This window comes from Aeromonas sp. S41-2 (genome assembly GCF_027705845.1).
GTDB lineage: Bacteria > Pseudomonadota > Gammaproteobacteria > Enterobacterales > Aeromonadaceae > Aeromonas > Aeromonas hydrophila.
Genome location: NZ_JAPDCG010000001.1, coordinates 475,773 through 488,365 on the forward strand (window position 1 = coordinate 475,773; position 12,593 = coordinate 488,365).

General features: G+C 55.2%; 13 protein-coding genes. 2 read left to right on the top strand and 11 right to left on the bottom strand.

Annotated elements, in window-relative coordinates; genetic code table 11:
* Positions 1-52 precede the first annotated feature (52 nt).
* The 7 genes from fliE to OKC44_RS02230 all read right to left on the bottom strand — a co-directional run bounded on the left by fliE (position 53) and on the right by OKC44_RS02230 (position 6,427).
* Complete coding sequence (fliE, locus tag OKC44_RS02200) at positions 53-370, bottom strand: flagellar hook-basal body complex protein FliE (protein ID WP_011705271.1); 318 nt, start codon at positions 368-370, stop codon at positions 53-55.
* Between the two features lie 201 nt (positions 371-571).
* Entirely contained in the window at positions 572-1,348 is a 777-nt protein-coding gene (befA, locus tag OKC44_RS02205; RefSeq protein ID WP_043124314.1) for a beta cell expansion factor BefA, read from the bottom strand.
* A 228-nt stretch (positions 1,349-1,576) separates the two neighbouring features.
* Complete coding sequence (locus tag OKC44_RS02210) at positions 1,577-2,668, bottom strand: HD domain-containing phosphohydrolase (RefSeq protein ID WP_270810763.1); 1,092 nt, start codon at positions 2,666-2,668, stop codon at positions 1,577-1,579.
* A gap of 527 nt (positions 2,669-3,195) precedes the next feature.
* Positions 3,196-4,191 carry a 2-keto-3-deoxygluconate transporter gene (gene kdgT / locus OKC44_RS02215; protein ID WP_270810765.1) on the bottom strand — a complete coding sequence of 332 codons (996 nt, stop codon included), beginning with the start codon at positions 4,189-4,191 and terminating at the stop codon, positions 3,196-3,198.
* A 63-nt stretch (positions 4,192-4,254) separates the two neighbouring features.
* Entirely contained in the window at positions 4,255-4,728 is a 474-nt protein-coding gene (locus OKC44_RS02220) for a YhcH/YjgK/YiaL family protein (protein ID WP_255912558.1), read from the bottom strand.
* A gap of 135 nt (positions 4,729-4,863) precedes the next feature.
* Complete coding sequence (locus OKC44_RS02225; RefSeq protein ID WP_270810767.1) at positions 4,864-5,484, bottom strand: bifunctional 4-hydroxy-2-oxoglutarate aldolase/2-dehydro-3-deoxy-phosphogluconate aldolase; 621 nt, start codon at positions 5,482-5,484, stop codon at positions 4,864-4,866.
* Positions 5,468-6,427 (bottom strand): sugar kinase, encoded by a 960-nt coding sequence (locus tag OKC44_RS02230; RefSeq protein WP_042657844.1) that lies wholly within the window; start codon positions 6,425-6,427, stop codon positions 5,468-5,470. Before OKC44_RS02230 ends, OKC44_RS02225 begins: the two co-directional genes overlap by 17 nt.
* A 249-nt stretch (positions 6,428-6,676) precedes the next feature.
* On the opposite strand from OKC44_RS02230, the gene kdgR reads away from it, so the two are divergent.
* The gene (kdgR, locus tag OKC44_RS02235) at positions 6,677-7,471 is read left to right on the top strand and encodes a DNA-binding transcriptional regulator KdgR (protein WP_255912560.1); all 795 of its coding nucleotides are present in this window, start codon (positions 6,677-6,679) and stop codon (positions 7,469-7,471) included.
* A 70-nt stretch (positions 7,472-7,541) separates the two neighbouring features.
* On the opposite strand, the gene OKC44_RS02240 is transcribed toward kdgR, so the two are convergent.
* From OKC44_RS02240 to kduI, 3 genes are read right to left on the bottom strand one after another with little or no spacing between them, the layout of a single operon-like run.
* Positions 7,542-8,123, bottom strand: a complete 582-nt coding sequence (locus OKC44_RS02240; protein WP_255912562.1) for a YgjV family protein — start codon at positions 8,121-8,123, stop codon at positions 7,542-7,544.
* 9 nt (positions 8,124-8,132) lie between these two features.
* A complete protein-coding gene (kduD, locus tag OKC44_RS02245; RefSeq protein ID WP_255912564.1) occupies positions 8,133-8,951 on the bottom strand; it encodes a 2-dehydro-3-deoxy-D-gluconate 5-dehydrogenase KduD in 819 nt (272 codons plus the stop codon).
* A gap of 27 nt (positions 8,952-8,978) precedes the next feature.
* A complete protein-coding gene (gene kduI, locus OKC44_RS02250) occupies positions 8,979-9,815 on the bottom strand; it encodes a 5-dehydro-4-deoxy-D-glucuronate isomerase (protein ID WP_042020308.1) in 837 nt (278 codons plus the stop codon).
* A 603-nt stretch (positions 9,816-10,418) separates the two neighbouring features.
* Between kduI and rimO the strand changes: the two genes are divergently transcribed.
* Complete coding sequence (gene rimO, locus OKC44_RS02255; protein WP_270810782.1) at positions 10,419-11,846, top strand: 30S ribosomal protein S12 methylthiotransferase RimO; 1,428 nt, start codon at positions 10,419-10,421, stop codon at positions 11,844-11,846.
* A 99-nt stretch (positions 11,847-11,945) separates the two neighbouring features.
* On the opposite strand, the gene OKC44_RS02260 is transcribed toward rimO, so the two are convergent.
* Positions 11,946-12,440, bottom strand: a complete 495-nt coding sequence (locus OKC44_RS02260; RefSeq protein WP_270810784.1) for a GNAT family N-acetyltransferase — start codon at positions 12,438-12,440, stop codon at positions 11,946-11,948.
* Positions 12,441-12,593 lie beyond the last annotated feature (153 nt).

Consider the following 12,593-nt stretch of genomic DNA (forward strand, 5'->3'; position numbering starts at 1 on the left):
ATGTCCTTATTGCTGACATGTTCATGATGTTCAGTTGCCATGGTGAGCGCGCTTATACCGGCATGTTCATGATGGTCTTGTAGGCATCGACCATCTTGTTGCGTACCTGCACCGTCGCCTCGAAGGCGATGGAGGATTTCTGCCCGGCGATCATCACCTGGGACAAGTCGACCGAGTTGTCGCCCATGTCGAAACGGGTACGCAGATCGTTGGCGGCCCCCTGCAACTCGTTGACGTTGCCAAGGGCCTGTTGCAGCAACTGGCCAAAGTCGGACGTGACCTGGCGGCCGGGCTGGGTCAGCGGCGTGGCGCCGGCTTCGACCTTGAGAGCCTGCATCTCTTGCATCAGGCTGCTTGCACTAATTTCCATATTCCATCCCCAGACAAATCATTGACGCTGTCAGGGTGTAAGCAATTAGGGTGCCAACAAGTAGAAAACCACAAGACAAGCGGGATGAGAGGGGGTAAGCAGCCCGTAACAGGCGATGCGAGGGCAGATTATTTGCCAAGTGACGGCCTTCCCATCAGCCAGCAAGATGCGGGCCGACGGAAAAGGCCGGAAAGCGGGTGACTAGCGGGTCAGATCCTTGTCCACCCAGTACTTGGAGCCAGAGATGTTGGCATCGAGCAGCAAGCCTTTCTCGCCGATCTGGTAGATGGCCATGCCACCGTTGTACTTGGCGCTGAGCTCGGCGCTCTCCTTGCCCGCCACGGCCCCCATCTCGGAGGTGGCCTCCCAGCCTTGGCTGACGAAAGCATCGAACCTGGCCTTGTCTTCAAACAGGATCACCTGCTGGTAGAACTTGCCGCCGAGCCCGGCCGCAAGCCCGGCACCGAACATCTTCATGTAGGTGTGCTTGCCGCTCGTGCGGTTGACCGCCACCCCGGCCCCCTGGTTGGTGTGCAGCATCAGGGAGAACTTGCGCGAGTCGAACACCGCATAGCCATAAGCCTTGTCAAACAACAGCTTGGCCGAGGGTTGCTGGTTGAATAGCCGCACCAGAGCGGTATCGGCCATGGTATCGAGGGCAAGCCGCGCCTCGTCGGCCGTCTTGGGCTCGAGCATCTCGTCGAGCTTCTTGTCGGCCACCGTCAGCCACTCCTTGCCGGTCGCCACGCTCTTGTCGGTCCAGGCGCCGGCGGTGTTGAACGCCTCCGAGCCCCACTGGGAAACCGATGCCCAGGTCGCCTTGGAGAAGTCGGTGACGCTCTGCCACGCCTCCTTGCTGGTGTCGCTCACCGCGCTGCCAAGCTCGCTCGCGGCCGCTTTCACCTTGGCCCAGTCAGCCAGGCTGGGAGCCGATGCCAGCGCCATGGCCGTTGCTATCACCAGGAATCGAATCTTCATGCTGTGCTCCACCCTTTGTGATGAGTTGATGGTCACAGTAGCAGATCTGGCCTAAGCCGGATAAGCCCAATGGCACGAGGCGGGTCAATCAGTGACGCTCATCATGATGGGCTCCATCCGATTGGCGGCTTCGATGGGGCAAAGCCCGCCGCCGCTCTCACGCTATCTCGGGCTGAGCCGCAACAGGGCAAAACGAGGTAGGGCAAGTCATGACACCAGGCCCGCCGCCTAGCTGGCAGCAGGCTCTCGGTATTGCTGATGGATGGCGCGAAACGCCTCCTTGTTGCCCAGAGCCGCGGCGACGCAGGCGGGGTCGAACTGACTGCCGGCGTGGGTTTCAAGGTAGGCAAAGGCCGCTTCGAACGTCCAGGCCTGCTTGTAGGGTCGCTCGCTGGTGAGCGCATCGAACACGTCGGCTACCGCGACGATGCGGGCCTCCAGCGGGATCGCCTCCCCCGCCAGCCCCTCCGGATAACCCTGCCCGTCGAAGCGCTCGTGGTGATAGGCGATGATGTTCTTGAGCATGTCGGTGTGATGGATGCCGTCGAGACCAAACTCGCTGATCATCAGGGCGATCATCTCCCGTCCCTTGAGCGGGTGGATCTTCATCACCCCGAACTCCTCTGGCGTCAGCTTACCGGGTTTGAGCAAGATGGCGTCGGGCACCGCAATCTTGCCGATGTCGTGCAGCTCAGAGAAGAGATAGATGAACTCCACCTCCTCGTCGCTCAAGGGATAACGGGTGGCCACGGCGCAGGCGATGAGCCGTGAATAGGCCGACATCCGGTGCAGGTGATTGGCGGTCTCTTCATCCCGGTAGCGGCTGAACTCCCGCGCCGTGGTAAGCGCGCCGCTCAGGGTCTGAATCGAGAAAAACTCCACAGCTATGATGGCCGCCAGGATCTGGGCGTATGCCGCCAGTTCGCCGCGGATGGCGGGGTCGAAGTAGCCAGGCTCCCTGGCATCGCAAAACAGAAAACCGAACAATTTGCTGTTGAACAACAGCGGCTCGGTGTAGCTGGATTCATAACCGGCCGCCAGCAGCTTGCGGCTGTGCTCGGAGGGGGAGCCCAGCAGCGAGTCCAGCGTGTCGAGCACCCTTGCTTGCCGGTGTTCGGCCAGATAGCGCAGGGAGGGGACGTCGCTCAGCTTGACCTCGTACTGCACCAGCGGGGAACTTCCCTCGGTGCTGTGGGCAAAGGTCTTGAGCCTGTCCGTGTGCTGGTCATAAATCGCGATGGCCACCCGGCTCAACTTGTCAAACCGCTGCCTGAGCGTGGCGTGCACGTTCTGCATTCTCTCGCCAAATGAGCTGTCCATCCCGTCCTTCCTTCCAGTCTGCCTGCAGGGAGTATAGTGACACCCGTCTTCCCGCTCTCGCAAAATTGAGTTGAAACTCAACAGCCGGCGAGCTGACGGAGCAAGGGTACCGCCATCGGCCCGTATCGGTTCAAAACGGGCCTGCCTTGGCACAATCCTGCCTCGCCGGAGATATTGTTCGATTCCGCCGTGCCGGCTGTATAGTTTTTGGTTAGCCATTCCGGTAAAATCCGCGCCCTAAAACTAGAGCCACCTAAGAGTGATTGAGCGATGTCCAACACAAAACAGGCCCCCAAAGTAGGATTCGTCTCCTTGGGTTGCCCAAAAGCGCTTGGTTATTAATAGCCACCACTAGGGGGGAAATAAACTTTCCACATTGGCACTTACAATTAAGTTTAGGGTTCGCAGATCAACGTTATCATCAGCAATTTTTCACTACGTAGTGAAAATAAATAAAGCCTCTGACATGAGGTATGTCAGAGGCTTTATTATATACAAAATAAACTTGGTACAGTTAAATGGTCATGTCAGGCACTGCGTGATGTAGCTTGAACCGAGTCGACCATAACATTTTCCTTAATCGAGAACCTCTTACTGTAAATAGCAGTAAGGATAGGTACTAGCACAGCCGTTACGATCACACAGGTTGCGACCAGCGCGGTTGCAGATTGAGCCACCGGTGCAAACGCCGGGTTCATCTGGGCGATTATCATCGGGTTGGCAACGGCAGCCCCGGCGGTGGAAGAGGCCGCTACCCCGGCAGTACCATTACCACCAGCCAGCCACTTGTCGGCGAAGATGAGTGGGATCCCGGTGATAACAATCACTGCCAAGCCAAGCAAAATTCCGAGTAACCCAGTCTCTATGATGACTGAGAAGTTGATGGTATTGCCCAGTGCAAAACCGAAGAAGGGGATCAGAGTACCGGTGGCTTTACTGAAGAACTCCTTAAGATCAGAGTCCAAATTACCAAGAGCAAAACCGATAAGGAAAGGTAGGACCGCCCCAACAAAATGGTGTCCCTGGAAGGAGGCCAGCCCTGTTGCACCAAGGATAACCATGGTCATCAGAGGACCGGACTCGATAGACATTAACACGAACGCACCGGACTCTTCCTTGGTGCCGTACTGGTTCATCAGGCTGGCATAAAGACCGCCGTTAGTCATATCCATAGCTGAGACGAGAGCCAGAGTGGACAATCCCGCGAGCAGACCGGCCTCAATACCGTGCTCGGGTAGCAGTTGGGATGCCAGTACAGCAACCAACCAGGCTACTGCTATTTTGGTGACTACCAGTACACCGGATTTGCGGATCACGGTACCGGTGGCTTTGAGATTAATGGAAGCGCCGATACAGAAGAACCAGACCGCCAAGATTGGCACTGTACCTGTGATGATCCCTTTGGTGAAGCCGCCATAATACTCTGCGGTACCGGGAGCAAATGTATTTAAAGTTGCGCCCAGAAGCAGCGGGATCAGCATGATCCCCCCCGGAATTTTATCCAACGTCTGTTTGATTTTCATATAGACCTCAATAATGACAAAAGAAATAACGTAAAAAGTTTCAACTCTGTATTTTTAATAGTTTTATTGATTGGCCAGCCACGTTTTGCTGACCTTGAAAACGGCTTTTTTTATCTTTTTCGATGTATTTACTTGGCAAGTCGGACGATGAACTTCACCCGGATAAAAAATGGCAAAATCACCCGTTCCAAGTAGTATCCGATTGGTAATCTCATCTTGGTCAATGAAGATCAAGTCAGGCTTGGTTTCCTGATATGAATGTGGAGAGGTAATGGCTGCACTGGTAGCGATTACCTCTTGGCCACACAACAGTATCTGAATATCGATAAACTGATCATGAAATTCACTTTTTAAACAATCTTCAGGAGCAGTTGTTGGGCTTGAAATAAGATAAAAAACGTCATTCTCGATTATCTCGAACTTTCCATCCTGCTGGCTCAGCAAATGCTGATGGGAGCACTCTTCTCTTTGTAAAAGCTGCAATAACGGAGTGGGTAACATCGCCATTGCGAGTTGATTTATATTACCGATGATCATGAGCCGGATTTCCTTGTCGCGTTGTCCGTCTTGATCGTCGGTACAGGCAGGCGAGCGCCGTCCATCGAGCGAGTCAGATCGGAGTTATCGTTACGTATCTGTGGTATGGGCCCGGCCACCAGGCCCGAATGAGGGTTAAAGTGCCGCCATGGCATCCCGTGCAAGCGAGCCAATCTTGTCCCACTCCCGCCGCTCAATGAGATCAGCCGGGACCATCCAGGTACCGCCGCAGGCAAACACTGTCCCTTGGGCCAGATAATCCTTCACATTACTCGGGCTGATACCGCCGGTAGGCATAAAAGTAACGGGATAGACGGCGCTTAGGGCCTTGAGCATGGCCAGCCCGCCGGAAGCCTCTGCCGGGAAGAACTTGAGTGTATACAGACCAAGCTCTATTGCTTGCTCAACCAGGCTGGGATTATTGACTCCAGGGATGATAGGTACACCTCGCGCCTGGCAATACTGAACGATCCGTGGATTGAGTCCTGGACTGACGATGAAATCCACCCCTGCTTCTATAGCCTGATCCACTTGGGCTGTAGTGAGCACGGTCCCCGCCCCGATGGTCATGTTGGGGAAGGCTGCTCGCAGTTGACGGATTGCATCGGCCGCAGCGGGTGTGCGGAAAGTGATTTCCGCGCTCGGCATGCCGTTGTCCATCAAAGCCTGACCAAGGGCCACTGCATCATCGGCATTCTTGATAGCGATGACGGGGATGATCTTCAGGCTGGACAGTTGTTCAAGCAATACTGACATGGGATTCCTCACTGGCATTGGTGGTGGCTGGCATCGCCAGCAAAGGGATGATGGCGCCGCGATGCTGAATAACAGTGCTCGCCAGTCGATGGGCATATTGTGCTGAGTCGTTTACCGAGGCGTTGGCCAGTCGTTTGGCAAGGTAACCTGCGCTGAACGAGTCACCAGCCGCCGTAGTGTCTATCACCTGCGTCTGTGCCAGTGACACGGCAGGAACTTCATTGCACCGTTCGTCCTGCACGATGAGGCAGGACTCTGCACCACGTTTGACAACTATTTCACTGACTCCAAGGGCCTGAGTCCGCGCCAGCGTCTGATCAACCTGGCTATCTCCCCACAAGGCGTACTCGTCATCGAGTGTCAGGAAAGCAAGGTCAGTCAGCGTCAGCATGGCGTGATAGGCCTGCTGTGCCGCTTCGCGGCTTTCCCAAAGGCGTGGCCGGTAGTTGTTGTCAAAGGCGATCTTCACCCCGGCAGCGCGACACTCGGCAAGACGTTGCAGCAGGGTTTCCCTGTCCGCTTGGGACAGGATGGCTAGGCTGATACCACTCAAATAGATGTAGTCGAACTCGTGCAATTGCTGGCAGATATGCTCCGCTTCATCGCCTTGCAACCAGTAACGGGCAGCCGCATCGCTGCGCCAGTAATGGAAGGTCCGCTCGCCGTGCTCGTCAGTTTCAATGAGGTAGAGGCCGGGCAATTTGTGAGCAAAACGCTGCACCAGATCGGTATGGACACCTTCCTGTTGCCACTGCTGCAACATGGTATTGCTGATGGCATCGGTTCCCATTGCGGTCACATAGTGTACGGCCAGCTCAGTGTTGGCTCGTGCCAGATAGACAGCCGTGTTGAGCGTATCTCCACCGAAATGGCGGACGATGTTCACCTTGCTCTCCGATAGCTCGATCATGCATTCGCCAATGACGGCAACCTTGATAGCCATATGTCCTCCCACTTTTATGATGGGTTCATTCTATTTAATGAAACGAAACTATCAAATGAATTGAAACGCCATTTCATTAAATTGTGACGGAACGCAAAGGTTCTTCAGCCTGAGGAGGATGCCCGGCGTGAGAAGCGTTTTAAATGGTTCTGTTTGATACCGTAATCAGGTAAGGTAGCTGCGACCTTGGCTATGATTGCGCGCTTGTTTCAAATATAATGAAACGATAGATTTTATAAGGGGATATAGATGTCAGCGGTAGATAACTCACCGGATTCGGTCTCGTCAGTACTGAAAGTGTTCGGTATCTTGCAGGCCTTGAGTGAACAAAAAGATATCGGAGTGACTGAGCTGTCCCAGCGGATCATGATGTCAAAAAGCACTGTTTATCGTTTTTTGCAGACAATGAAGACGCTTGGTTATGTCAATCAGGAAGGGGAGACTGACAAGTACACCCTTAGTCTGAAGCTTTTCGAACTGGGTGGAAGAGCGCTGGAGCACCAGGATTTGATCCAAATCGCTGATGTCCAGATGCACCGTTTGGGTAAGTTGACCAAAGAAACGCTGCACCTGGGGGCACTAGATGAAAACAGTGTCGTCTATCTGCACAAGATCGACTCCGAATACAATCTGCGTATGTACTCCCGTATCGGTCGCCGCTGCCCACTCTACAGCACCGCGCTTGGCAAGGTAATGATGGCTTGGCTACCAGAAGAAGAGGTGCGGAGCATGTTGGCCGGAGTAACGTTTGAGCGCTTCACCGAACATACCCTGGCCAATGTTGATGCCCTGTTGGTGGAGCTGGCCCAGGTGCGCGAGCAAGGCTATGCGGAAGACAATGAAGAAAATGAGAACGGGCTGCGTTGCTTCGGTGTGCCTATCTACAACCGGATGGGGCGCATCATCACCGGGCTCTCTTTGTCACTACCGATAGTCCGTTTTGAAGAAAGCAAACGTGCCGAACTTGTTAGTTTGCTACATGAAGCTGCTGCCCGCATTTCGGCGGAGCTTGGCTATCACGACTATCCCTTTACCTCAAACTGAGAGCGTAAGCGCCTTACTTAGCCTCATCATATGAGTGGATACCAGTCAGGCATCCACTCAATGCTCCCGGTTATCGAACCCGACCGAGCGGCGCTACACCTTGGTGTCGGTAGAGGGAAACCATGGTGTAGCCATTGATGACGAAGAACATCCCCTCTAACAGACTCCCGCCAATCGAACCAGCCCAGAGGTTGTGTACAACCCAACAGAGACTGCTGACCAGCATGCACCCTCGCAGTGGTAGTCCATCCAATCTGAACAGGGCATAGGTACTCAACGTGGTCCCCGTCAGGGTGAGCAATTGCATGGGGTGTTCCAGCTGAGGAAGCACCAGCACCCAAACGAACACAATAAAGCTCCACATGACACTTAACGTTCGGTGGTACCCGGAAACCCACGTGCGGACTGCACACAGCAGGCAGTTTATGGCGGCGACCGTCGCACCGAGCATCATAAAATGCAGAGCCAAAAGTACCCCATTAAGAGTCAGGTGCCGCCGCAATTTCTGATCCTGGTGTTGCAAAAAAGCGGTGGCACCGATAGCGCAAGCCAGCAACCCAAGGAGCTGGGCCAGCCAAGGTGCATCAAGATGCATAGGGTAAATTCCGTAACAGGATTGAACAAAAAAGGCGCCATTGGCGCCTTGTTGCATCTTAAGAGATCAGCGGGCCAACCAGCCACCATCCACAGCGATTGTGTAACCATTGATGTAGTCGGAAGCCGCAGAGGCAAGGAAGACTGCCGGGCCCATCATGTCATCGGGTACACCCCAACGTCCGGCCGGGATTCGTTCCAGAATGGCGGCATTGCGATCCTCATCTGCACGCAGAGCTGTCGTATTGTTGGTGGCCATGTAACCGGGAGCAATGGCGTTCACGTTGATACCTTGGCTTGCCCATTCATTGGCCAGCAGGCGGGTGATCCCCATCACGCCGCTCTTGGAGGCTGTGTAGGAAGGCACCCTGATCCCGCCCTGATACGAGAGCATGGAGGCAATATTAATGATCTTGCCGCCCTGGCCCTGAGCGATAAACTGCTTCGCGACTGCTTGGGACATGAAGAAGACGCTCTTGATGTTGATGTTCATCACATCATCCCAGTCCTTCTCGCTGAAGTTGATGGCGTCTTCTCGGCGAATGATGCCAGCGTTGTTGACCAGGATGTCGACCCGACCAAACCGGGAGACGGCTTGATCCACCAGTCCTGGTAAGGTATCAACCTTGCTGACATCGGCCTTGAGACTAAGGAACTGGCGGCCAATGGCCTCGACCTTGGCAATGGTATCGGTAGGCTCGACAATGTTGACACCAACGATGTCACAGCCTGCCTGAGCCAGGCCCAACGCCATACCCTGACCCAGACCGGTATCGCAACCGGTCACGATGGCAATCTTACCCTTCAAATCGAATGCATTGAGAATCATCTTATTTCCTCTGCTGCCACCCAGCGTGACAGTCTTGATGGTGGTGATGCGGGCCATCTGAAGCGGGCCCGGACATAAAGGGAATTAACGCAGATCCTCGATGGCAACATGATCCATGTCACCGAACACCTGATTCTCGCCGACCATGCCCCAGATAAAGGTATAAGCCTGGGTACCTACTCCGGAGTGAATGGACCAACTTGGCGAGATCACTGCCTGCTCGTTGTGGATCAGCAAATGGCGAGTCTCGTCAGGCTTGCCCATCATGTGGAATACAGCCGCATCCTCTTTCATGTTGAAGTAGAAGTAGACCTCCATACGACGCTCATGAGTGTGGCAAGGCATGGTGTTCCACAAACTACCTTCCTCCAGCTGGGTCATGCCCATTACCAATTGACAGGTCGGCAGTACATCCGGCACCAGGTATTTGTAGATGGTGCGACGGTTGCTGGTAGACGCGTCACCGATGGTGCTGGGGGAAGCCTGCTCCTTGGTGACTTTGCGGGTCGGGAAATGCATGTGGGCCGGAGCACTGTTGTAGTAAAACTTGGCCGGTTGCGAGGCATCGACGCTGGCAAAACTTAGCTCCCTGGCGCCCTGTCCCACGTAAAGCGCTTCGGCATTACCGACTTCAAAGGTGGTTCCATCCACAGTAACCACACCGGGGCCACCGATGTTGATAAGCCCAAGCTCGCGACGTTCGAGGAAATAGCTGACACCAAAGGTTTTACCTAGCTCGTCTGAGAAGCCAAGCGGGCCGTTGACCGGCATCATGCCACCGAACACGATGCGATCGATGTGGCTGTAGGTCATGGTCAGCTTGTTCGGGGTGAAGATCTCCTCAACCAGAAACTCACGGCGCAGGCCCTGAGTATCAAGTTGCTTGGCATGGTCGCTATGGATGCTTTGACGAATTTGCATAATGAACCTCAATTCAGGGCCTTTACGGCATCAATGACTGCGTACTTACGCTTTACTTTGTGGAACGCACGATACCAATAAATGAAAACACCATCAATTTAAAAGTGAAACGTTGTTTTGATTTTGTGATTTTGAGCTAATTCCGGGAAACTGACACTTCGGGTGTTTGTCAGGCCACAAAGGCAAGTCGGTAAGTAGTAGCGATATGGGGATGGAAATAGCTGCTGAGAGCACAGGAGTCATCCCTGAGCTGAGTTCTCTTTGTAAAGTGAACCCTTCTTCGTGCCATCCGGGTGATTCTTGGGTACCAAGATGATAGCGAGTGAGTTTTGTACAAACCCCACTTTGCAGTTGGAGGATAGACTCATTTGTTTATGGTTGACGCATATAATGCAGGCCAGAACAAGGCAACATTGTGGTGAGTTTTCAGTCTGGCTCATCAGGCACTCGCCTACCTCTCCCCAACGCCCCCGTAAAAATATTAGAAATACCCATGAGTCTCTGGAAAAGTAGATTAAAAAACACCCAGCCATGTTCTTCCTCTTTCCTGCTCATCAGGTATAATCCGCCATCTTTTTTTGCATCAGTGACCAGCGACCCCCTATGACTGTCAACCGTTTTGACCCCAGCTCAGACAGCCTGACGCCTGCAACCACGCAGGCTCAGCCATTGGACAACCAACCTGTCCAACAAGCGACTTCCAGCATTATTAGGTCTCATCACCCAAGGATTGGTTTTGTGAGCTTGGGATGCCCCAAAAATCTGGTCGATTCCGAGCGCATCCTAACCCAGCTGCGTACCGAAGGGTACGACGTGGTGCCCAGCTATGACGATGCGGAAGTGGTGGTGGTCAACACCTGCGGCTTCATCGACAGCGCGGTACAGGAGTCCCTGGAAGCCATCGGCGAGGCCCTGGCCGAGAACGGCAAGGTGATCGTCACCGGCTGCCTCGGTGCCAAAGAGAACCAGATCCGCGAGATCCACCCCAAGGTGCTCGAGATCACCGGTCCCCACGCCTATGAAGAGGTGCTGGGCCACGTGCACAAGTACGTCGAGAAGCCGACCCACAACCCCTTCACCAGCCTGGTGCCGGCCCAGGGCGTCAAGCTGACCCCCCGCCACTACGCCTATCTGAAGATTTCTGAAGGCTGCAACCACCGCTGCACCTTCTGCATCATCCCCTCCATGCGCGGGGATCTGGTGAGCCGCCCCATCGGCGAAGTACTGGCCGAGGCCAAGCGCCTGAAAGAGGCCGGCGTGAAGGAGATCCTGGTGATCTCCCAGGACACCTCCGCCTACGGCGTGGACGTCAAGCACCGCACCGGTTTCTACGACGGCATGCCGGTCAAGACCAGCATGGTGGCCCTGTGCGAAGAGCTGGCCAAGCTCGGCATGTGGGTGCGCCTGCACTACGTCTACCCGTACCCGCACGTGGATGACGTCATCCCGCTGATGCGCGATGGCAAGGTACTGCCCTACCTCGACATCCCGCTGCAACACGCCAGCCCGCGCATCCTCAAGCTGATGAAGCGCCCGGGCACCGTCGAGCGCACCCTGGAGCGGATCCAGAAGTGGCGCGAGATCTGCCCCGAGATCACCCTGCGTTCCACCTTCATCGTCGGCTTCCCCGGCGAAACCGAAGAAGAGTTCCAGATGCTGCTGGACTTCATCGACAAGGCGGAGCTGGATCGGGTCGGCTGCTTCAAATACAGCCCGGTCGAAGGCGCCAAGGCCAACGAGCTGCCGGATCCGGTGCCGGAAGAAGTGCAGGAAGAGCGCTTCCAGCGCTTCATGGAGCTGCAGCAGCAGGTCTCCATCCGCAAGCTGGCCCGCAAGGTCGGCAAGGAGATGCTGGTACTGATCGACGAGGTGGACGAAGAGGGCGCCACTGGCCGCTCCGCCGCCGATGCCCCCGAAATCGACGGCCTGGTCTATCTGAACGGTGAAACCGGCCTCAAGCCCGGCGACATGGTCAAAGTCCGCATCGATGAAGCGGACGAGTATGACCTGTGGGCCAGTCTCATCGACTGACCCCGACAAGCGCCAACAAAAAAGCCAGTCAGTGACCCTGACTGGCTTTTTTATTGATTGCGCGAACTGGCTATACCGGCAGAACAGCAGTATCAAGCATCACTGGACCACCTTTTCTGACGAGGACGGGACGCCGGTATCCGCCACCATCACCAGCACATGAAGGCCTTTATAATGGACCTCCTCAAGGGCCTTGAAACCATGACGGCAATAAACACCACCGGTCAGGTTCTCGGTTTGCAAGTACAGCTTGCTGATCCCCGCCCTGCGAGCACGGCTGAGGATCTCTGTTACCAGCAAGGAAGCGACCCCCTGCCCGCGTGCTTTTTCAACCACATAGGCCCCACCCAACCAATGCTCGTACTCGGGAAACATCGCCATTTCGCGGATCTTGAGCTCGGCAGCCCCCACCCATTCACCGGCCAGGCGGGCCAGTACCATCAGCGGAGCCCGGTCGACCTGGGTGGCCGCCGTGACCTTGGCCAGTACCTGGTCTTGCGTGCAGCGACCAGTGTCGCGGCACCATTCGTCAAAATACCATGAGGCAACCACGCCTGCGGCAGATGGCGCATCCGCCAGTAACAACAGCTCCATAAAATCCTCTTTTGCCTATGACCCCTGACCAGCAGGGGAAGGATGAACACGGCAAGGCGAAACCCAGGGTCGCACCAGCGGACGTCGGCCTCGGCGGTAGCGAGTCTCCAGGACTCGTCTGCCCCAGACCAGGTTACCGAATGGATATCATAA

What these genes read in the sequence shown, in the direction of transcription:
- fliE (WP_011705271.1), bottom strand. Translation starts at nt 370, where the DNA reads ATGGAAATTAGTGCAAGCAGCCTGATGCAAGAGATGCAGGCTCTCAAG.
- befA (WP_043124314.1), bottom strand. Translation starts at nt 1,348, where the DNA reads ATGAAGATTCGATTCCTGGTGATAGCAACGGCCATGGCGCTGGCATCG.
- OKC44_RS02210 (WP_270810763.1), bottom strand. Translation starts at nt 2,668, where the DNA reads ATGGACAGCTCATTTGGCGAGAGAATGCAGAACGTGCACGCCACGCTC.
- kdgT (WP_270810765.1), bottom strand. Translation starts at nt 4,191, where the DNA reads ATGAAAATCAAACAGACGTTGGATAAAATTCCGGGGGGGATCATGCTG.
- OKC44_RS02220 (WP_255912558.1), bottom strand. Translation starts at nt 4,728, where the DNA reads ATGATCATCGGTAATATAAATCAACTCGCAATGGCGATGTTACCCACT.
- OKC44_RS02225 (WP_270810767.1), bottom strand. Translation starts at nt 5,484, where the DNA reads ATGTCAGTATTGCTTGAACAACTGTCCAGCCTGAAGATCATCCCCGTC.
- OKC44_RS02230 (WP_042657844.1), bottom strand. Translation starts at nt 6,427, where the DNA reads ATGGCTATCAAGGTTGCCGTCATTGGCGAATGCATGATCGAGCTATCG.
- kdgR (WP_255912560.1), top strand. Translation starts at nt 6,677, where the DNA reads ATGTCAGCGGTAGATAACTCACCGGATTCGGTCTCGTCAGTACTGAAA.
- OKC44_RS02240 (WP_255912562.1), bottom strand. Translation starts at nt 8,123, where the DNA reads ATGCAACAAGGCGCCAATGGCGCCTTTTTTGTTCAATCCTGTTACGGA.
- kduD (WP_255912564.1), bottom strand. Translation starts at nt 8,951, where the DNA reads ATGGCCCGCATCACCACCATCAAGACTGTCACGCTGGGTGGCAGCAGA.
- kduI (WP_042020308.1), bottom strand. Translation starts at nt 9,815, where the DNA reads ATGCAAATTCGTCAAAGCATCCATAGCGACCATGCCAAGCAACTTGAT.
- rimO (WP_270810782.1), top strand. Translation starts at nt 10,419, where the DNA reads ATGACTGTCAACCGTTTTGACCCCAGCTCAGACAGCCTGACGCCTGCA.
- OKC44_RS02260 (WP_270810784.1), bottom strand. Translation starts at nt 12,440, where the DNA reads ATGGAGCTGTTGTTACTGGCGGATGCGCCATCTGCCGCAGGCGTGGTT.